Raw genomic sequence first — 19,338 nt, 5'->3', positions numbered from 1 at the left:
GCCCGGCGGCGCTTGCCTGAAATGATTCAGACTACGCAGCCCCGTCAGCCCGCCCACACCTGACCGCAGGCCATCCCGTTGCAAGAGATCCCGCTGTCCGTCCTGTTCGGCGCCCTGCTCGTGCTGTTCCTGCTGTCGGCGTTCTTCTCCGGATCGGAAACGGCGCTGATGGCGCTGAACCGCTACCGCATGCGCCACCGCGCCCAGACCGGGCACCGTGGCGCCGCGATTGCCGCCCGCCTGCTGGAACGGCCGGACCGCCTGATCGGGCTGATCCTGCTCGGCAACAACTTCGTCAACATCCTGATCGCCCAGATCGCCACCTTTATCGGCTGGCGCCTGTTCGGCGATACCGGCGTGGCCATCGCCACCGGGGTGCTGACGCTGACCCTGCTGATTTTCGCCGAGACCGCCCCCAAGACGCTCGCAGCACTGCACAGCGAACGCGTCGCCTATCCCGCCGCCTGGATCTACTGCGGGCTGCTGAAGGTGATGTGGCCCGTGGTGTGGATGATCAATGTGCTGGCCAACGGCGTACTGCGCCTGTTCGGGGTGCACATGAAGCCCGGCCAGCGTTCGGCCCTGAACACCGACGAGCTGCGCAGTGTGGTCTCCGAGGCCGGCGCCCTGATCCCGGCAAACCACCAGCGCATGCTGCTGAACCTGCTGGACCTGGAACGCACCACGGTCGAGGACATCATGATCCCGCGCAACGAGATCGTGGTGGTGGACCTGAACGAGCCCTGGAACGAGGTCGTCGAGCAGCTGGTGCACGGCAGCTTCACCCGCCTGCCAGTGGTCGAGGGCGAGCTGGATCATATCGTCGGCTTCCTGCACCGGCGTGACGTGATCCCACTGATCGAGCGTGATGACTTTGACGCCGAAGACCTGCGCCAGATCCTGACCCCGCCCTACTTCATCCCCGAGGGCACGGCGCTAAACCGCCAGCTGATTAACTTCCAGCAACAGAAAAAACGGATCGGCCTGGTGGTGGACGAGTACGGCGACATCGAGGGTCTGATCACATTGGAGGACCTCCTGGAAGAGATCGTCGGAGAATTCACCACCGACTCCCCGGCCATGAGCGACGACGTGCTGCGCCAGGAGGATGGCTCGGCGATGGTCGATGGCGGCATCCACCTGCGCGAGCTCAACCGCTCGCTGGGCCTGGAGCTCCCGGTGGATGGTCCCAAGACCCTGAGCGGCCTGATCGTCGAATACCTCGAGAGCATCCCCGAAGCGCCAGTCAGCGTGCGCATTAACGGCGTCGTCATGGACATCGTGCAAATCAAGAACAACACCATCCGCACCGTGCGCGTGGTCGCCCCCGACCTGCCCGCCACGCCGGACCACAAGGAAGCCTGATGGCGAAGGCCAAGACCCAGTACGTCTGCCGGGAATGCGGCGCGGTGAGCCCCAAGTGGGCGGGTCAGTGCGGCGATTGCGGCGCCTGGAACACCCTGGAGGAGGCCGCGCCGGCTACCCAGGCCGGACCGCGCGGCGGTTATGCCGGGGAGGTCGCTGGCATCACCCGGCTGGGCGAGGTGGAGGCCGGCGAGGTCCCGCGCACCGGCACCGGCTTGTCGGAGCTGGACCGCGCCCTGGGCGGAGGGCTGGTACACGGGTCCGTCGTTCTGCTGGGCGGCGACCCGGGGATCGGCAAGTCCACCCTGCTGCTGCAGACGCTAGCCATGCTGCCGGTCGATGACACGCTTTACGTGACCGGCGAGGAATCCGCCCAGCAGATCAGCATGCGCGCTAGGCGGCTCGGGCTTGAGGTCGACGGGCTGCGCCTGCTGACCGAGACGCAGGTGGAGAACGTTATCGCCACCTGCGAGCGCGAACGCCCGCGCGTGCTGGTGATCGACTCCATCCAGACGCTGTACACCGCCGCACTGCAGTCCGCCCCCGGCTCGGTCGGGCAGGTGCGCGAGAGCGCCGCCGCCCTGGTGCGCCTGGCCAAGCAGCGCGGGATCACCGTGATCCTGGTGGGCCATGTGACCAAGGACGGCCAGCTGGCCGGACCGCGCGTGCTCGAGCACATGGTCGACACGGTGCTGTATTTCGAGGGCGACCCGGACGGGCGCTACCGCATGCTGCGCGCGGTGAAGAACCGCTTTGGCGCGGTCAACGAGCTGGGCGTGTTCGCGATGCTGGAGAACGGGCTCAAGGCCGTCTCCAACCCCTCCGCCATCTTCCTCTCGCGCCACCAGGGCCCGGTGCCCGGCTCCGTGGTGATGGTCACGCGCGAGGGCACCCGGCCGCTGCTGGTGGAGGTGCAGGCCCTGGTCTCCGAGAGCCACGCACCGCAGCCGCGGCGCATCACCGTGGGGCTGGAGCAGAACCGCCTGACCATGCTGCTGGCCGTACTGCACCGCCACGGCGGCGTCGCGCTGTTCGATCAGGACGTGTTCATCAACGTGGTCGGCGGCGTACGCGTAACCGAGACCGCGGCCGACCTGCCCATGCTCGCCGCCGCCCTGTCGAGCTTTCGCGACCGCCCCCTGCCGCAGGAGATGCTGGCCTTTGGCGAGGTCGGGCTGGCCGGCGAGATCCGGCCTGTGCCGAACGGCGAGGAGCGCCTGCGCGAGGCCGCCAAGCACGGCTACACGCGGGCGATCGCGCCGGCGGCCAATGCGCCGCGCAAGCCCATCAAGGGCATGGAGGTGGTCGCGGTCTCGCGCCTCTCCGAAGTCCTCGACGCCCTTTAGCGCCCGGCCCCGCCGCCTCTTGTGGCAAGGCACCGTTCGTCATCCGGTGTTTACGTGCCTTCGGTCCACATACTGCCAAGCGCTGTCTCGCCAGCGCGCCGCGCCAGTTGTTGATCAAAAACGGGCTTCTTTGCTCGTGCAAAGAAGTACCCAAGAAACACGCCCGGGATTCGCCCGGGAACCTTGCTCCGGACGCGCCAGGCCGGCGGCGCTGAAACTCGCTGCGCCTTTGGCTTCGCTCAGACAGTCAGCGCCTTCTCCCGGCCTGTCACGCCCTCCACAAGGGGCTCATATCGGGAGGGTAGGTCAAAACACAGCCTCTGCGGTAAGCCCCGCGCTGTAGGGTGCGTTGAGCGCAGCGAAACGCACCGTTCCGACGCCGTGGCAATCCTGATGCGATTCGCTGCGCTCATCACATCCTACGATGGGGTCTGGCGCCCGCTTGCGGGCGCGGCACGCCAGGGCCGAAGGCCGCGCGTGCCCAGGATGTCGGAATACCTTGCCTCCATCCATTGGCGCGAACGTCAGGACAGCCGTTGTCTTGACCTTATCCCCCCCGTATGAAGCCCCTTGCGGAAGGGTTCTCGGGACGGACGATTCAAAATAGAAACGGGGGCGCTACTGTCTGAGCGGAGCGACAGCGCAGCGAGTTTCAGCGCCGCCGGCCCGAGGGCCCTGGAGCAAGGTCCCCGGGCGGAATCCGGGTGCCCTTCTTTGGGTACTTTCTTGGGCAAGCAAGAAAGTACCTCGGGGTGCGCTGCCGAGACAGCGCAGGCTGGCGGCCGGACGAAGGCACCGTAAACACCGGATGCCGAACCAGGGCCAGCCTGAACAGCCACAACGTAAGTCGGAAACGAAAAAGGCGCCCGGAGGCGCCTTTGGTGAAGCGGGCAAAAAGGCCGCGTCAGTTGACGGCGTCGAGGTCGGATGCGAGCGATTCGCGCGCACCCTCGGGGACGGCGTCCAGCCGGTGGCTGTAGTTCTCGTGCTCCACCCCGATGGCAATGGCCGCACCGGATTTCGCGGCGGAGACCATCTCCGGGGTCAGCTCGAAGCGCAGGAAGTGGACCGACGAGGTCTTGTCGTCGGTCTCCCGATCCAGGTCCTCGTTCGCGATCGGGTAGACCTTGTCGTGGCCTTCGACCTGCACGTAGGTCTTGCGCTCGATCCCGATCAGCTTGGACAGCTGCACCTTGCGCTCGTCCACGTCCGGGTACTCGACCATCATGGTCGCCTTCCAGTTGGAACCGTCCGGGATCAGCGGGTTGTAGGCGTCCAGCTCGTCCTGGATGCCTTCGGCATCGAAGATCTTTTCGACCCGCAGCATCTCCTGGATCTGGTACTGCATGGTCTTGCGATCCTCGAAGTGCAGGGTCACGGCCGGGCCCACCTGCACCACGCGATTGCGCTTGTGCTGCATGACCTCGTTGCGAAACTGGGGCCGCACCTCGTGGTACTTCTCCAGCGAATACAGGTCGTTTCGACTCAGCTTGTCCACACTTGCCTCCATCTCGATACCTCCGTCACGTCGGACTGGTCCGCGGGACCCCTCAGTGGTCGTGGTGTCCCTTCTTCGTGTAGTCCTTGTCGGACCAGAGGTTGTCTTTCAGTTCGTGGTCGAACACCGGGTTATGGCGACGGATCCACTCCAGCACCATTGCCGCGTGTTCGATCTCTTCGTCGCGGTTGTGCGCGAGGATTGCCTTGAGTTCCTCGTTCTTGCAGGCATCGATGCGCTGCTGATACCAGTCCACCGCCTCGAGCTCTTCCATCAGCGAGACGATGGCGCGATGCATCTCGCGCGACTCGTCGCTCAGTTCCTCGACGGGTTCGTGGTAGCTGTCACTGGCCATTTCGTGTCTCCATCCGCGGCGCCTCGGCGGGCGTACGTCGTGTTCTGGTAACCGATACCCGGCGCTACAGCCCGTAGGCCTGGCGCAGCAGGGTCAGCGGGTGTTCGGGCGCCTTGTCCTCGCCCTTGCCCTGCAGTCCGTTCTCGATCATGTGCCCGGCCATCGGGCAGTCACTCGAGTAGTGATCGGACTCGGCCTTCTGCACCCGGTTCACCACCGGACGACAGATCTTGGCCGCAGTCTCGTAGAACTCGCTCTTCACGCCATAGGTACCGTCGTGCCCGGAGCAGCGTTCGATCACGTCGATCTCGGTATCCGGCACAAGCTTCAGCAGGTCGCGAGTCTTGAGCCCCATGTTCTGCACCCGCAGGTGGCAGGCCGCGTGGTAGGCGATCTTGCCGAGCTTCTCGGGGAAGTCGGTGTTCAGCTTGCCTTCCTTGTGGCGCTCCATCAGGTACTCGAACGGGTCGAAGATACGATCGCGTACAGCGGCGACATCGGGCTCGTCCGGGAACATCAGCGGCAGTTCCTGCTTGTACATCAGCACGCAGGACGGGACTGGCGCGACAATGTCGTAGCCTTGGTCGATCATGCGCTTCATCGCCGGGATGTTCGCATCCTTCGCGGACTCGACGGCCTTCAGGTCGCCCAACTCGAGCTTGGGCATGCCGCAGCATTGCTCCTTCTCGACCAGGGTGACCTCGATGCCGTTGTGCTCGAAGACCTTGACCAGGTCCTCGACCAGGTGCGGCTCGTTGTAGTTGCCGTAGCAGGTGGCGTAGAGCGCTACCTTGCCCTGGGTGGCACCGGCCGGCTCGGGGTTGCTCACTCCCTTGGCAACCTTCGCCATGCGCGAGCGACCCTTGCTCGAGTGGTATTCAGGGACCGGGGCATCCGGGTGCACGCCCATAGTCTTGTCCAGCACCTTGCGCATCGCGCCGGTCTTGTTCGCGGCGTTGACTACGCCGGCAACCACCGGGATGCCCGCCAGCTTGCCGACGGTATCGGTGCTGGACATGAACTTGTGCGCGGCCTTCGCTCCCTCTTTCTGGAAACGCACGGCCTTGGCACGCAGCATCAGGTGCGGGAAGTCGACGTTCCATTCATGCGGGGGCACGTAGGGGCACTTGGTCAGGTAGCACAGATCACACAGGTAGCAGTGATCCACCACCTTCCAGTAGTCCTTCCGATCAACGCCGTCGACCTCCATGGTCTCGGATTCGTCGACCAGGTCGAACAGCGTGGGGAAGGAGTTGCAGAGGCTGACGCAGCGCCGGCAGCCATGACAGATGTCGTAGACCCGCTCCAGCTCGGCGAACAACGATTCCTCGTTGTAGAACTCGGGATTCTTCCAGTCCAGCGGATGGCGGGTCGGGGCTTCCAGACTTCCTTCACGTTGGTGCGTCGGCGCAGACATGCATCCCTCCGGTATCCGTATCAGTGTCGATGCTTCGAGGGAAACACGGAACAACATGCGAACGCAGCCGCAGGGCTGCCTTCACAGGCTGTTCCGTACCTCCCGGAAAACGGGGCCGGCGCAGCGGCCCCGCGTGCTTCCGTTACTACCGGACAATCAGTCGTCCAGCTGGTCCAGGGCCTTCTGGAAGCGATTGGCGTGGGAACGCTCCGCCTTGGCCAGGGTCTCGAACCAGTCGGCGACTTCGTCGAAGCCTTCGTCGCGGGCGGTCTTGGCCATGCCCGGGTACATGTCGGTGTACTCGTGGGTCTCACCGGCAACGGCGGTCTTCAGGTTCGCGGCGGTGGGGCCGAATTCCAGGCCGGTGGCCGGGTCGCCGCAGCTCTCGAGGTACTCGAGGTGACCGTGGGCGTGGCCGGTTTCACCTTCGGCGGTGGAACGGAACACGGTCGCGACGTCGTTGTAGCCTTCCACGTCCGCCTTGGAAGCGAAGTACAGGTAACGACGGTTGGCCATCGATTCGCCGGCAAAGGCCTCCTTGAGGGCTTCTTCGGTCTTGCTACCTTTCAGTTCCATGGGTCTCTCCTCTTGCTGGTTAGGATCCACACACCGGTACGGCCGTTGTGCGGATCGGGCATTTAGACTTTGTCTAAAACACTTCGAAACTCTAGTTAGCACCCGGTCGCATGTCAACCGATTGCCCCGCTGACCGTGGGGGCACGGTCACGAAACTCAAGCCCCCGGCCGCCCGGCTTCTTTCCTCGCCGCGGCGGATCGGATACTTTCTCACCTTTTAGCCCCCGCGATCCAATAAGAACCCAACACGTAATCCGACACCATGACCGACACATCCACCGACAGCCCCGCCGAGTTCGAAGCCAGCCTGGAGGCCCTGGAGGCCCTGGTGGCACGGATGGAGTCCGGCGAACTGGGCCTGGAACAGTCGCTGGAGGAATTCCAGCGCGGCATGGAACTGGTCGGCCGCTGTCAGAAGGCGCTGGACGACGCCCAGGCACGCATCGAGAAACTCGCCAGCGAGCCTTCTGCGGAGGGTGCCGCGTCCGGGAGCGCACCGGACACCCCGACCGATCCCGACGACGTCCCATTCTAGGACCCGGCCTTGAGCATTCCAGATCCATCCGAGGCGCTGAAGGCCTATCAGCGTCGTATCGAGACCGTACTCGACCAGCGGCTCGCGGCCGACTCTTCCCCGGACCCGCGACTAATCGAGGCCATGCGCTATGCCACGCTCTCCGGTGGCAAGCGCCTGCGCCCAGTCCTGGTATACGCGGCCGGGGCCACCTGTAACGCCCCCGATGACGCGCTCGATGCGATGGCGGCGGCCGTGGAGATGGTCCATGTCTACTCGCTGATCCACGACGACCTGCCGGCGATGGACAACGACGACCTGCGCCGTGGCAGGCCCACCTGCCACCGTGCCTTCGACGAGGCCACCGCGATCCTCGCCGGGGATGCGTTGCAGGCCCGCGCCTTCGAGATCATGACCGCCGGCGTCCGCACCCTGCCCGGCACAGCCGGCCTGAATGCCCTGGCCGAGCTCGCCCACGCAGCGGGCCTGCACGGCATGGCCGGCGGCCAGGCCATCGACCTCGGCGCCTGCGGCAAGCCGATCGATCTGGCGGAACTGGAGCGCATGCACCGGCTCAAGACCGGCGCCCTGATCCGCGTGTCGGTGCGCCTGGGCGCAATCGCCGGTGGCGCCTCGGAGGACACCCTTGGCCACCTGACCCGCTACGCCGAATGCATTGGCCTGGCGTTCCAGATCCGCGATGACGTGCTCGACGTGGAGGGTGATCCGGAGGTGCTCGGCAAGGCCTGCGGGGCGGATGCCCGCCTGGACAAGGCGACCTTCCCCTCGCTGCAGGGCCTGGAGGCCTCGCGCGAACGCGCAGTGGCCCTGGTCGACGAGGCGCTGGACGAGCTGCAACCCTTTGGCCAGGAGGCGGACTTGCTTCGCTTCCTCGCGCGGTACATCGTCGACCGCATGAACTGACACGGCCTGCCCATGACCCCCACCCCCCTGCTGGATGCAATCGAATGGCCCGCCGACCTGCGGGCGCACCCGGCCTCGGAACTGCCGGGGCTGGCCGGCGAATTGCGCCAGTTTCTGATCGAGAGCGTCTCGCGCACCGGCGGCCATCTGGCCGCGAACCTGGGCACCGTGGAGTTGGCGGTCGCGCTGCACTACGCGTTCAATACCCCGGACGACCGCATCGTCTGGGATGTAGGGCATCAGGCCTATGCCCACAAGATCCTGACCGGCCGGCGCACCGGGATGGCCAGCCTGCGCCAGTACGGCGGGCTGGCCGGCTTCCCCAAACGCGCCGAGAGCGAGTACGACGCCTTCGGGGCCGGGCATTCCAGCACCTCGATCAGTGCCGCCGCCGGCATGGCCCTCGCCGCCAAGCACGCAGGACTGGACCGCCGCCATGTGGCGGTTATCGGCGACGGGGCGATGACCGCCGGCATGGCCTTCGAGGCGCTCAACCACATCGGCGATCTCGACTGTAATCTGCTGGTCATCCTGAACGACAACGACATGTCGATCTCGCCGAACGTCGGCGCGATGAACCAGTACTTCACCCGGCTGCTGTCCGGGCGGCTGTACAGCTCGGTGCGCGAGGGCTCCAAACGCATGCTGGAGTTCGTCCCGCCGATGAAGGCCTTTGCCGAGCGAGCCGAGGAGCACATGAAGGGCATGCTGGTGCCGGGCACGCTGTTCGAGGAACTGGGCTTTCGCTACTTCGGGCCGGTGGACGGCCATGACGTGAACGGCCTGGTATCGATCCTGAAGAACCTGCGCGGCGGTCACGGTCCGCAACTGCTGCATGTGGTCACACGCAAGGGACAGGGCTATGCCCCGGCCGAAGAGGACCCCTGCCGCTACCACGGGGTCTCCAAGTTCGAGCCGGAGAACGGGCTGACGCCCTCCGGGCCGAAGCCGCCCGCGTATACCGACATCTTCAGCCAGTGGCTGTGCGATCAGGCCACGGCCGACGACCGCCTGCTGGGCATCACCCCGGCGATGCGCGAGGGCTCCGGGCTGGTGGCCTTCTCCGAGCAGTTCCCCGAGCGCTACTTCGATGTCGGCATCGCCGAGCAGCACGCGGTCACGCTGGCCGCCGGCATGGCCTGCGAGGGGCAGAAGCCTGTGGTCGCGATCTACTCGACCTTCCTGCAGCGGGCGATGGACCAGGTGATCCACGACGTCGCCCTGCAGAACCTCCCGGTGCTGTTCGCGGTGGACCGCGCGGGGATCGTCGGCGCCGATGGCCCGACGCATGCCGGCACGTTCGATACCGCGCTGCTGCGCAGCGTCCCCAATATGCTGCTGATGGCCCCATCCAACGAGCACGAGTGCCGCCAGATGCTGTCCACTGGCTACGCCTACGAGGGCCCGGCGGCGGTGCGCTATCCACGCGGGGGCGGCCCCGGCGTCCTGCCGGAAGGGGGCAGCGAGGACCTGGAGACCCTGCCTGTCGGACGCGCCGAGGTCGTACGCGAGGGCCGAGGCCTGGCGATCCTCAGCTTCGGCGCGCTGCTGGAGACCGCCCTGGCCGCGGGCGAGGCGCTGGACGCCACCGTGGTGAACATGCGTTTCATCAAGCCGCTCGACACCGAACTGCTGGCGCGGCTGGCCGCCCGCCATGAAGGCTTCGTGACGCTCGAGGATCATGCCCGCGCCGGTGGCGCCGGCAGCGCGGTGCTGGAATGGCTCTCCGCCGAGGGCCTGACCCTGCCCTGCCAGGTACTGGGCATCCCGGACGTTTTCACCGAACATGGCTCGCGCGAACAGATCCTGGCCGACTGCGGCCTCGACACCGAGGGCGTGCTGGCCGCGATTCGCCACGCCTGCGGGCAGGAGAATTGCGCGGACGCCGGCGGCCGGATAGGCTTCGCGGGCTGATTTTTACCCCGCGACCACCAGCGTCGCCTGCCGGAATCGACCCATGAGCGCCCGTTACACCCTCCGCGTCCTGACCGACTTCGCCTCCGCGCATACCCTGCGCGACTACCCGGGGCAGTGCGCGAACATGCACGGTCACAACTGGAAGGTAGAGGCCGAGGTTCAGGCCGAGACCCTGGACGACGCCGGCATGGCAGTGGACTTCAAGGTGGTCAAGACCGCCGCGCGCGAGATCGCCGGGCAGCTGGACCACCGCTATCTGAACGACGTCCCGCCGTTCGACACGGTCAACCCGACCGCCGAGCACATCGCACAGTGGTTCTTCCGCCAGATGGCGGAGCGCCTGAACCGCCCGGGCCTGCGCATGCACGCGCTGACCCTGTGGGAGACCGACCGCGCCTGCGTACGCTACAGCGAGGACGGCTAAGCCTCCCTCGCTTCACCACCCCCACGCCCCGCCACAAGCACCGTCATCGCGAGGAGCGAAGCGACGTGGCGAACTCCGTCCGGAACCATCTGCTTCCATAGCTGGCTCACCACCAGCTTCCGGAGGTTGCCGCGGCCCCTGCGGGGCCTCGCAATGACGGTGCCCGTTTCCCGCTCCGTTGCCGCCCCCAGGCGTACCTTACCCGCCGTCTACAGGTGATTCGAGGCGTAGTCCGCCAGCCGCGAGCGCTCGCCGCGGGTCAGTGTGATGTGCCCGCTGTGGGTCCAGTTGCGGAAGCGGTCCACCACGTAGGTCAGGCCGGACGAGGTCTCGGTCAGGTACGGGGTGTCGATCTGTGCGATGTTGCCCAGCGCCACCACCTTGGTGCCGGGCCCCGCGCGGGTAACCAGGGTCTTCATCTGCTTGGAGGTCAGGTTCTGCGCCTCGTCCAGGATGATGTAGCGGCTGAGGAAGGTCCGCCCGCGCATAAAGTTCAGCGAGCGGATCTTGATGCGGCTGGTCAGCACGTCGTTCGTGGCTGCCCGGCCCCAGTCGCCCGCACCTTCGGACTTGGCCAGGACCTCGAGGTTGTCCATCAACGCGCCCATCCACGGGGTCATCTTCTCTTCCTCGGTCCCGGGCAGGAAGCCGATGTCCTCGCCCACCGGGACCGTGACCCGGGTCATGATGATCTCCTTGTAGGTGTTGTCCTCCAGCGTCTGCGCAAGCCCCGCGGCCAGCGCCAGCAGGGTCTTGCCGGTACCGGCAGCCCCCAGCAGGGAGACGAAATCCACCTCCGGGTCCATCAACAGGTTCAGGGCGTAGTTCTGCTCGCGATTGCGGGCATTGATGCCCCAGACGCTGTGGCGCGGGGTCATATAGTCGTCCACCAGCTCGATCACTGCGGACTCGTTCGGCTGGTCGATCTCCAGCACGATCGCGGACAACGGATTCTCCCCCTCGCGGTAGACGAACTGGTTGGGCTGCCACTCGCTGACCAGGGGCCCGGTGACCCGGTAGTAGGTCCGGCCGGACTCCTGCCAGGAATCCATCTTGGTCCCGTGGGTCTCCCAGAAATCCGCCGGCAGTTCGGTCATGCCGGAGAACAGCAGGCTGACGTCGTCCAGGACCTGGTCGTTGTAGTAGTCCTCCGCGTGCAGGCCGATCACCGCCGCCTTGATGCGCAGATTGATGTCCTTGGAGACCAGGGTGACCGGGAGGTCCGACCACTCCGTCTTGAGTGCCTGGGCGGTGGCCAGGATGTCGTTGTCCGGGGTCGAGCCGGGCAGCGAGTCCGGCAGGCGCGAGGTCAGATTGCGGGTCTGAAAAAACAGCCGCCCGGAGGGTGCAAGCGTAGACTCGCTGAGCGATTCGGCCTGTAGCGGTAACCCGGCGGCAATCTGCTCGTGGGTCGCGCCACTCATCAATTCGTCGATAAAGCGCGAGACCTGGCGCACGTTGCGCGCGACCTCGGAGACCCCCTTCTTGCCACGGTCGAGTTCCTCGAGCACGACCATGGGCAGGAAGATGTCGTGTTCCTTGAAGCGGAACAGCGCAGTGGGGTCATGCATCAGGACATTGGTGTCCAGGACAAACAGGCGTTTCGGGTCCTCCGGTGTTTCGCTCATGGCGCCTCCGCGGCCGGGGTGAGTCGAAAACAAATGGGGCGAACGTCTACTGCCAGTACTCTCGAAGGATTCGCGGGGCGCCTCACTGGCCGGCCATCTCGCGTACCGCGGCCAGGACCTCGTCCACATGCCCCGGCACTTTGACCTTGCGCCATTCCCGGCGCAGCACACCCTGCTCGTCGATCAAGAAGGTGGAGCGCTCGATGCCGCGCACCTGCTTGCCGTACATGTTCTTCATCTTGATCACGTCGAACGCCTCGCACAACTGCTCGTCGGCGTCGCTCAGCAGGTCGAACGGCAGCTCCTGCTTGGCGCGGAAGTTCTCGTGGCTCTTCACGCTGTCGCGCGAGACCCCGAGGATGACCGCGCCGGTGGCGTCGAACGCGGCCTTGTTGGCCGCAAAGTCGCGGCTCTCGTTGGTGCAGCCCGGCGTGCTGTCCTTCGGGTAGAAATAGAGCACCACGATCTTGCCGCGAAAATCACCCGGGCCCAGGGTCTGCTCGCCGGTGGCGGGCACGCGAAGGTCTTCGGGAACGGTCTGGTCAATGGCGATCGTCATTAGGTGTCACTCCGTGTCGTGGTGGGGCCGGACGGCGCCGGATCGGAATCAGGCCTTGATCGGATCCAGCACGCCGTCCAGGTTCAGTTCGTCGCAAAAATCCATGAATTCGCCGCGCAGGCTGGCCAGGTGCTGTCCCGCCGGGATGTCCACCACCATGTTGGCGGCGAACATGCGCGCGCCCGTGTGCTGAGCGGTGTAGACGCGCGTCTGTACGTCACGCAGGTTCACACCACGGCTGGTGAAGAAATCGGCCAGGGCATTGACCAGCCCCGGGGCGTCCAGCGCGACCACGTCCACCGCATAGGCCATCGCGGGCTGGCTGGATTCATCCAGCGGCCCACGGCGCACGGTGATCGCGAGATCCAGCTCGGCCTCCAGCCGTTCCAGGCGGGATTCCAGCGTGGCGAGGGTCTTCCAGTTGCCGCTGGCGCTCAGCGCCATGCAGCAATAGCCGTCCAGGGTCGTAATGCGGCTGGACTCCAGGTTGCAGCCTGTATCGACGATGACACGCGTTACGCCGGCCACCAGGCCAGGCTGGTCGGGTCCGATCAGATTCAGGATCAGATGGGTGTGCGAGCCGGCCCCGACGACCTCAGCCATGCCGGCCCCTGGAGCGCAGAGCGCAGCCGGGCGGCCACTGGCCTGAGGCAATGCTGGACGGGTTGGATGCATCCACTGGCATGATGGCTGGGAACATACCACCTCGCCTGGGTGGCGCCAACGGTCCGGGCGCCATCCAGACGGGGTCTGCGCACGGCTTCTTGAACGCCTTGTCGCGCGCCCGTTAGACTGCACCATTACCGTCGCTGGAGGAGTCGATGTTTCAAGGCAGCATGGTCGCACTGGCGACCCCGATGCACGCGGACGGCAGTCTCGACTGGCCGGCGCTTGATCGGCTCCTCGAATTCCACATCGAGGCCGGAACCGACGCCATCGTAGCGGTCGGTACTACCGGCGAATCCGCCACCCTCGATTTCGACGAACACTGTGAAGCGATTGCCCATACGGTCAAGACCGTGGGCGGGCGTCTGCCGGTGATCGCCGGCACCGGCGCAAACTCCACGCGCGAGGCGATCGCGCTCACGCGCTGTGCCCGCGAAGCCGGCGCCGATGCCTGCCTGCTGGTATCCCCGTACTACAACAAGCCCACGCAGGAGGGCCTGTATCTGCACCACAAGGCCATCGCCGAGGCCGTCGATATCCCGCAGATCCTCTATAACGTTCCGGGGCGCACGGCCGTCGACATGCTCCCCGAGACAGTCGAACGCCTGGCCGAAATCCCGAACATCGTCGGCCTCAAGGAGGCCACGGGCAATAACGAGCGCACCGCCGAGCTTGTCCAGCGCGTGGGCGGCCGCTTCGACCTGTTCAGTGGCGAAGATGCGAATGGGCTGGCCTTTTTGCTGGCCGGGGGACAAGGGGTCATCTCGGTGACCGCGAACGTCGCCCCGGCGCTAATGGCCCGCATGTGCCGCGCCGTGCGCGAGGGACGCGCGGACGAAGCCCGCGAAATCAATCGCCAGCTGGATGGTCTGCATTCGGCCTTGTTCCTCGAAGCCAATCCCATCCCCGTAAAATGGGCCTTGCAGCGCATGGGGATGATAGAGGAAGGTATTCGCCTGCCCCTGACACCCCTTTCCGAACCGTTCCATGCACCGGTACTGGACGCGATGCGCCAAGCCGGCATTGAGGTCTGAGTCCGATCATGAAATTGCCTTTCAAGCCCTATCACTCCGCCACGCGCGCCACCCTCGCGATCGCCACGGGTCTCGCCGTCGCTGGTTGCGGAGGCTGGGGTGGTGATCGCCAGTCCGGCCCGGAATACGAAATGAGCCGGCAGATGGAGGACCTCGAAGTCCCGCCGGATCTGATCGCGCCAGACACCGAGCGGGCCTACCGCCTGCCCGATGACCCGGGCGGCCGCATCAGTGCCCGCGACATGCAGCAGGACACCGCCCAGCGCCAGCAACAACCCGCGCAGGCCCAGCCCGGCGCCCCGACCCGCACCGCCCAGGTACTCCCGGAGTCCGCCGAGGTGCAGCTCATGCGCGACGGAGGCACGCGCTGGCTCCAGGTCGACGGCGATCCCGGCGAGATCTGGGATCGACTGGTCGCCTTCTGGGACAGCCAGAACCTCCGCCTGGAACGCAACGAACCCCAAGTGGGCGTGATGCAGACCGAGTGGGCCGAAGACCGAGCCGGCATCCCGCTGCGCGGCACGCAGAACATCTTCGCCCGCGCCCTTGGCAACGTATACGACGCCAACACCCGCGACCAGTACCGGATGCGCGTCGAGCGCGTGAACGGACAGTCGGAAATCTACATCACCCATCGAGGTGCCGAAGAGCAGGCCGAGGGCCAGTCCTGGCGCTGGGCCATGCGCCCGTCGGACCCGGAGCTCGAAGCCGAGATGTTGAACCGGCTGCTCGTTTACCTCACCACCGGCGATCCGGGTGAAGGGGGCGCACGTGTTGCCGAGACCCTCGTCGACCGCCCGACCGAACTGCAGATGACGGAGCATGATGGTTCGCCCGCCCTGCTCCTGGGCGGTGAATATGAACGGGTCTGGCGCCAACTTGGCACCTTCCTGGACCGCGCCGGATTGCTGGTGGATGAACAGGACCGCCAGGCCGGCATCTACGAGGTCACCTACCGTCCCGACATGACCGGCGACCGCGACGAGCCCGGTTTCTTCGGCCGCATCTTCGGTCGCGGTGGAGATCGCAGGGAAAACGAGCGCTACCAGGTCCGGTTGGAGGATCGGGGCGATGGCGACCTCTTGATCGAGGCTCGCGACATTGAAGGCGACCGCCTGAGCGATCGCGACGCCGAGTTCGTGCTGGAGCGGATTCAGACTCAGATGCAGCGGTAAGCCACCCGGAGCCCGGGGCCACTCCAGCGAAGAAGCGCCGGGGCGAAGCAACCTGCTCCCCCTTGGCGCTTAGGCCTGACAGCGTGCCCGGGTGGTCCACACGTCTACCCTGCATTCACCTTCGGAGCAGTGCGTGATCCGATTTTGTTCACTTGGCAGCGGGAGTGGCGGCAACGCGCTCGTGGTCGAGATCGGCTCGACCCGCCTGCTGGTGGACTGCGGATTTTCCGTACAGGAGATCGAGCGGCGCCTCGCACGTCAGGGGCTCGCGGCCACCGATCTCGATGGGGTGTTCGTGACCCACGAACACGGCGACCACCTGGGGTCCGCGCCGGCCCTCTCGCGCCGTTATGGCCTGCGCGTCTACGCCTCAGTCGGGACCCGACTGGCGGCACGCGACAGCGCATTTGCACACCTCGAAGAGATCCAGCCGGACCTCCCAGTCGAGCTGGACGACGCCCTGGTCATCCCCTATACAGTCCCGCATGACGCCCGCGAACCGACCCAGTTCGCCTTTTCCGACGGCGCGTCGCGCCTCGTCCTGATGACCGATGCCGGCCACATCTCGCCCCACATGATCGAGACGGCCTCCGGCGCCCACGGCCTCCTTCTTGAATGCAACCACTGCCCGGAGATGCTCGCGTCCGGACGTTACCCTCCCAAGCTCAAGCGACGCATTGCTGACGGGTACGGACATTTGCCCAACCGCGACGCGACCCGCCTTCTTCAACGCGCCGACACATCCCAACTGGAACACCTGATCGGCATGCACCTTTCGAGCGACAACAACCGCCCCGAACTGGCTGAACAGGCCCTGTGCGAGGGGGTCGGCGCCAGTCGCGACGAGATCGCGATCGCTTCCCAGGACCACGGGTTCGACTGGCGCTGCATCCGCTGAAGAGCACTTGTTCGCTATCGGAGCACGTCAATGCAGTCCAATTGCTAACGGCGCGACTCCCGCAGGAAATACACCCCACCCGCGATGAAGGCGAGCCCGATAATGGTCGCGACCGGCCCGCCAAACCCTGATCCTTCACGGGGCGCAATCGGAGTAAACGCCACCTCGCCTCCGAGAACCGCGTAGGCTCCGATCCCGATCAGCACCAACCCGACCGTCACCAAACCACCATCTGTCCGCTTCTTGCCTCGAGCCATCTCTTAAAACCGTCTCTAGTCGCCGCGCACAACGCACCTCAGCATCATGCCTGCCGTGTCAGCCATAAAAAAAGCCCGGCCCCCATAATTGGGAACCGGGCTTCGGATTAATGCCTGGCGGTGACCTACTCTCACATGGGGAGGCCCCACACTACCATCGGCGCAGAGCAGTTTCACTTCCGAGTTCGGGATGGGATCGGGTGGTTCCTACTCGCTATTGCCGCCAGACAAACTGGCCAGATCACCCAGCGCGTGCGCTGCGTCATCTGAATTCGGAATGCATTCTAGGTGATGTGTACAACAGTGATGTGTCAGACGAGACCAACCATCAACACCTTGGGTGTTATATGGTCAAGCCGCACGGGCAATTAGTACTGGTTAGCTGCACGCGTTACCGCGCTTCCACACCCAGCCTATCAACGTTGTAGTCTTCAACGGCCCTTTAGGGACCTCGAGGGTCCAGGGAGATCTAATCTTCAGGTGGGTTTCCCGCTTAGATGCTTTCAGCGGTTATCCCTTCCGCACATAGCTACCCGGCAATGCCACTGGCGTGACAACCGGAACACCAGAGGTGCGTCCATCCCGGTCCTCTCGTACTAAGGACAGATCCTGTCAAATCTCCGACGCCCACGGCAGATAGGGACCGAACTGTCTCACGACGTTCTAAACCCAGCTCGCGTACCACTTTAAATGGCGAACAGCCATACCCTTGGGACCTGCTTCAGCCCCAGGATGTGATGAGCCGACATCGAGGTGCCAAACACTGCCGTCGATATGGACTCTTGGGCAGTATCAGCCTGTTATCCCCGGAGTACCTTTTATCCGTTGAGCGATGGCCCTTCCATACAGAACCACCGGATCACTAAGACCTGCTTTCGCACCTGCTCGACGTGTCTGTCTCGCAGTTAAGCACCCTTATGCCTTTGCACTCGTCGCGCGATTTCCGACCGCGCTGAGGGTACCTTCGCACTCCTCCGTTACTCTTTGGGAGGAGACCGCCCCAGTCAAACTACCCACCACACACGGTCCCCGACCTGGATAACAGGCCTGGGTTAGAACTTCAAAATTGCCAGGGTGGTATTTCAAGGTTGGCTCCACTGAGACTGGCGTCCCAGCTTCAAAGCCTCCCACCTATCCTACACAAACAAGTTCAAAGTTCAGTGTGAAGCTGTAGTAAAGGTTCACGGGGTCTTTCCGTCTAGCCGCGGGTACACAGCATCTTCACTGCGATTTCAATTTCACTGAGTCTCGGGTGGAGACAGCGCCGCCATCGTTACGCCATTCGTGCAGGTCGGAACTTACCCGACAAGGAATTTCGCTACCTTAGGACCGTTATAGTTACGGCCGCCGTTTACCGGGGCTTCGATCAAGGGCTTCGCCGAAGCTAACCCCATCAATTAACCTTCCGGCACCGGGCAGGCGTCACACCCTATACGTCCTCTTTCGAGTTTGCAGAGTGCTGTGTTTTTAATAAACAGTCGCAGCGGCCTGGTCTCTGCGACCTCGACCAGCTCAGGGAGCAAGTCCCATCACCGGCCAAGGCGTACCTTCTCCCGAAGTTACGGTACCATTTTGCCTAGTTCCTTCACCCGAGTTCTCTCAAGCGCCTTGGGATTCTCACCCTGCCCACCTGTGTCGGTTTGGGGTACGGTCCCGCGTTAACTGAAGCTTAGAGGATTTTCCTGGAAGCAGGGCATTAGTCACTTCGCTCCCGTAGGAGCTCGTCATCGTATCTCAGGATTGTGTCCCCGGATTTGCCTAAGGACACTCCCTACATACTTAAACCGGACACCAACAGCCGGATGACCTAGCCTTCTCCGTCCCCCCATCGCATTAACGCGAGGTACAGGAATATTAACCTGTTTCCCATCGACTACGCATTTCTGCCTCGCCTTAGGGGCCGACTAACCCTGCGCCGATTAACGTTGCGCAGGAAACCTTGGGCTTTCGGCGGATGGGTTTTTCACCCATCTTATCGTTACTCATGTCAGCATTCGCACTTCTGATACCTCCAGCATGCCTCTCGACACACCTTCACAGGCGTACAGAACGCTCCTCTACCACTTGCAAAGCAAGTCCGCAGCTTCGGTACATGGCTTAAGCCCCGTTAAATCTTCCGCGCAGGCCGACTCGACCAGTGAGCTATTACGCTTTCTTTAAAGGATGGCTGCTTCTAAGCCAACCTCCTGGCTGTCTCTGCCTTCCCACATCGTTTCCCACTGAGCCATGATTTTGGGACCTTAGCTGGCGGTCTGGGTTGTTTCCCTTTCCACGACGGACGTTAGCACCCGCCGTGTGTCTCCCATGCTCGCACTTCCCGGTATTCGGAGTTTGCAATGGTTTGGTAAGTCGGGATGACCCCCTAGCCATAACAGTGCTCTACCCCCGGGAGTGATACATGAGGCGCTACCTAAATAGCTTTCGAGGAGAACCAGCTATCTCCGAGCTTGATTAGCCTTTCACTCCGATCCACAGCTCATCCCCTAATTTTTCAACATTAGTGGGTTCGGGCCTCCAGTAGGTGTTACCCCACCTTCACCCTGGCCATGGATAGATCGCCCGGTTTCGGGTCTACTTCCAGCGACTGATCGCCCTATTAAGACTCGGTTTCCCTACGGCTCCCCTGGACGGTTAACCTTGCCACTGAAAGTAAGTCGCTGACCCATTATACAAAAGGTACGCGGTCACCCCCGAAGGGGCTCCCACTGCTTGTACGCACACGGTTTCAGGTTCTATTTCACTCCCCTCTCCGGGGTTCTTTTCGCCTTTCCCTCACGGTACTGGT

Annotated in this window: 17 protein-coding genes and 2 rRNA genes (1 of these 19 running past the window's edge); 9 read left to right on the top strand and 10 right to left on the bottom strand. The window is 64.3% G+C overall.

All coding sequences use genetic code 11. The features are described from left to right. Window positions 1-78 precede the first annotated feature (78 nt). Window positions 79-1,365 (top strand): HlyC/CorC family transporter, encoded by a 1,287-nt coding sequence (locus tag F466_RS0104350; protein WP_018174576.1) that lies wholly within the window; start codon window positions 79-81, stop codon window positions 1,363-1,365. Next, window positions 1,365-2,711, top strand: a complete 1,347-nt coding sequence (gene radA, locus F466_RS0104345) for a DNA repair protein RadA (protein ID WP_018993531.1) — start codon at window positions 1,365-1,367, stop codon at window positions 2,709-2,711. The genes F466_RS0104350 and radA overlap by 1 nt, the downstream gene beginning before the upstream one ends. A 904-nt stretch (window positions 2,712-3,615) precedes the next feature. Here radA and F466_RS0104340 read toward each other — a convergent pair. The 4 genes from F466_RS0104340 to F466_RS0104325 all read right to left on the bottom strand — a co-directional run bounded on the left by F466_RS0104340 (window position 3,616) and on the right by F466_RS0104325 (window position 6,557). Next, window positions 3,616-4,221: a DUF3501 family protein gene (locus F466_RS0104340; protein WP_018993530.1), complete on the bottom strand. Its 606-nt coding sequence runs from the start codon at window positions 4,219-4,221 to the stop codon at window positions 3,616-3,618. Between the two features lie 40 nt (window positions 4,222-4,261). Next, the gene (locus F466_RS0104335) at window positions 4,262-4,564 is read right to left on the bottom strand and encodes an encapsulin-associated ferritin-like protein (protein WP_018175389.1); all 303 of its coding nucleotides are present in this window, start codon (window positions 4,562-4,564) and stop codon (window positions 4,262-4,264) included. Between the two features lie 64 nt (window positions 4,565-4,628). Next, window positions 4,629-5,981: a heterodisulfide reductase-related iron-sulfur binding cluster gene (locus tag F466_RS0104330; protein ID WP_018137816.1), complete on the bottom strand. Its 1,353-nt coding sequence runs from the start codon at window positions 5,979-5,981 to the stop codon at window positions 4,629-4,631. Window positions 5,982-6,137: 156 nt separating this feature from the next. Then, a complete protein-coding gene (locus tag F466_RS0104325) occupies window positions 6,138-6,557 on the bottom strand; it encodes a rubrerythrin family protein (protein WP_018137817.1) in 420 nt (139 codons plus the stop codon). A 262-nt stretch (window positions 6,558-6,819) separates the two neighbouring features. Between F466_RS0104325 and F466_RS0104320 the strand changes: the two genes are divergently transcribed. From F466_RS0104320 to queD, 4 genes are read left to right on the top strand one after another with little or no spacing between them, the layout of a single operon-like run. Further along, window positions 6,820-7,092, top strand: coding sequence for an exodeoxyribonuclease VII small subunit (locus F466_RS0104320; RefSeq protein WP_018175387.1), 273 nt, complete (start codon window positions 6,820-6,822; stop codon window positions 7,090-7,092). Window positions 7,093-7,101: 9 nt separating this feature from the next. Next, entirely contained in the window at window positions 7,102-7,995 is an 894-nt protein-coding gene (gene ispA, locus F466_RS0104315) for a (2E,6E)-farnesyl diphosphate synthase (protein ID WP_018137819.1), read from the top strand. A gap of 12 nt (window positions 7,996-8,007) precedes the next feature. Further along, window positions 8,008-9,909, top strand: coding sequence for a 1-deoxy-D-xylulose-5-phosphate synthase (gene dxs / locus F466_RS0104310; RefSeq protein WP_018175386.1), 1,902 nt, complete (start codon window positions 8,008-8,010; stop codon window positions 9,907-9,909). Between the two features lie 43 nt (window positions 9,910-9,952). After that, window positions 9,953-10,336: a 6-carboxytetrahydropterin synthase QueD gene (gene queD, locus F466_RS0104305; RefSeq protein ID WP_018137821.1), complete on the top strand. Its 384-nt coding sequence runs from the start codon at window positions 9,953-9,955 to the stop codon at window positions 10,334-10,336. 209 nt (window positions 10,337-10,545) lie between these two features. On the opposite strand, the gene F466_RS0104300 is transcribed toward queD, so the two are convergent. The 3 genes from F466_RS0104300 to F466_RS0104290 all read right to left on the bottom strand — a co-directional run bounded on the left by F466_RS0104300 (window position 10,546) and on the right by F466_RS0104290 (window position 13,126). Beyond that, complete coding sequence (locus tag F466_RS0104300) at window positions 10,546-11,964, bottom strand: PhoH family protein (RefSeq protein WP_018137823.1); 1,419 nt, start codon at window positions 11,962-11,964, stop codon at window positions 10,546-10,548. 82 nt (window positions 11,965-12,046) lie between these two features. Then, window positions 12,047-12,523, bottom strand: a complete 477-nt coding sequence (locus tag F466_RS0104295) for a peroxiredoxin (protein WP_018137824.1) — start codon at window positions 12,521-12,523, stop codon at window positions 12,047-12,049. 48 nt (window positions 12,524-12,571) lie between these two features. After that, the gene (locus tag F466_RS0104290; protein ID WP_012981824.1) at window positions 12,572-13,126 is read right to left on the bottom strand and encodes a glycine cleavage system protein R; all 555 of its coding nucleotides are present in this window, start codon (window positions 13,124-13,126) and stop codon (window positions 12,572-12,574) included. A 218-nt stretch (window positions 13,127-13,344) separates the two neighbouring features. Here F466_RS0104290 and dapA point away from each other — a divergent pair, with 218 nt between their 5' ends. From dapA to F466_RS0104275, 3 genes are all read left to right on the top strand, one after another. Continuing rightward, on the top strand, window positions 13,345-14,223 hold the full coding sequence (gene dapA / locus F466_RS0104285; protein ID WP_018993529.1) for a 4-hydroxy-tetrahydrodipicolinate synthase: 879 nt from the start codon (window positions 13,345-13,347) through the stop codon (window positions 14,221-14,223). 8 nt (window positions 14,224-14,231) lie between these two features. Beyond that, the gene (bamC, locus tag F466_RS0104280) at window positions 14,232-15,398 is read left to right on the top strand and encodes an outer membrane protein assembly factor BamC (RefSeq protein ID WP_038038411.1); all 1,167 of its coding nucleotides are present in this window, start codon (window positions 14,232-14,234) and stop codon (window positions 15,396-15,398) included. A gap of 181 nt (window positions 15,399-15,579) precedes the next feature. Then, on the top strand, window positions 15,580-16,296 hold the full coding sequence (locus F466_RS0104275; RefSeq protein ID WP_018137827.1) for an MBL fold metallo-hydrolase: 717 nt from the start codon (window positions 15,580-15,582) through the stop codon (window positions 16,294-16,296). A 44-nt stretch (window positions 16,297-16,340) separates the two neighbouring features. Here the strand turns inward: F466_RS0104275 and F466_RS0104270 are convergent, their stop codons facing one another. The 3 genes from F466_RS0104270 to F466_RS0104260 all read right to left on the bottom strand — a co-directional run. Further along, window positions 16,341-16,553: a hypothetical protein gene (locus tag F466_RS0104270; protein WP_018175380.1), complete on the bottom strand. Its 213-nt coding sequence runs from the start codon at window positions 16,551-16,553 to the stop codon at window positions 16,341-16,343. 112 nt (window positions 16,554-16,665) lie between these two features. Beyond that, window positions 16,666-16,781: ribosomal RNA gene (rrf, locus tag F466_RS0104265) — 5S ribosomal RNA — on the bottom strand. A gap of 119 nt (window positions 16,782-16,900) precedes the next feature. Next, a 23S ribosomal RNA gene (locus F466_RS0104260) occupies window positions 16,901-19,338 on the bottom strand; it runs 442 nt beyond the window's last position.

The sequence above is a fragment of the Thioalkalivibrio sp. ALgr1 genome, from assembly GCF_000378285.1.
Classification (GTDB): Bacteria; Pseudomonadota; Gammaproteobacteria; order Ectothiorhodospirales; family Ectothiorhodospiraceae; genus Thioalkalivibrio.
Note: the sequence above shows the minus strand (reverse complement) of the source record. Positions and strands in the feature narration are given on the sequence as shown.

Coding starts and splice junctions, on each gene's coding strand:
- F466_RS0104290 (WP_012981824.1), bottom strand. CDS start 13,126: ATGGCTGAGGTCGTCGGGGCCGGCTCGCACACCCATCTGATCCTGAAT.
- queD (WP_018137821.1), top strand. CDS start 9,953: ATGAGCGCCCGTTACACCCTCCGCGTCCTGACCGACTTCGCCTCCGCG.
- F466_RS0104300 (WP_018137823.1), bottom strand. CDS start 11,964: ATGAGCGAAACACCGGAGGACCCGAAACGCCTGTTTGTCCTGGACACC.
- F466_RS0104270 (WP_018175380.1), bottom strand. CDS start 16,553: ATGGCTCGAGGCAAGAAGCGGACAGATGGTGGTTTGGTGACGGTCGGG.
- F466_RS0104295 (WP_018137824.1), bottom strand. CDS start 12,523: ATGACGATCGCCATTGACCAGACCGTTCCCGAAGACCTTCGCGTGCCC.
- F466_RS0104340 (WP_018993530.1), bottom strand. CDS start 4,221: ATGGAGGCAAGTGTGGACAAGCTGAGTCGAAACGACCTGTATTCGCTG.
- dapA (WP_018993529.1), top strand. CDS start 13,345: ATGTTTCAAGGCAGCATGGTCGCACTGGCGACCCCGATGCACGCGGAC.
- dxs (WP_018175386.1), top strand. CDS start 8,008: ATGACCCCCACCCCCCTGCTGGATGCAATCGAATGGCCCGCCGACCTG.
- F466_RS0104325 (WP_018137817.1), bottom strand. CDS start 6,557: ATGGAACTGAAAGGTAGCAAGACCGAAGAAGCCCTCAAGGAGGCCTTT.
- F466_RS0104320 (WP_018175387.1), top strand. CDS start 6,820: ATGACCGACACATCCACCGACAGCCCCGCCGAGTTCGAAGCCAGCCTG.
- F466_RS0104335 (WP_018175389.1), bottom strand. CDS start 4,564: ATGGCCAGTGACAGCTACCACGAACCCGTCGAGGAACTGAGCGACGAG.
- F466_RS0104330 (WP_018137816.1), bottom strand. CDS start 5,981: ATGTCTGCGCCGACGCACCAACGTGAAGGAAGTCTGGAAGCCCCGACC.
- bamC (WP_038038411.1), top strand. CDS start 14,232: ATGAAATTGCCTTTCAAGCCCTATCACTCCGCCACGCGCGCCACCCTC.
- radA (WP_018993531.1), top strand. CDS start 1,365: ATGGCGAAGGCCAAGACCCAGTACGTCTGCCGGGAATGCGGCGCGGTG.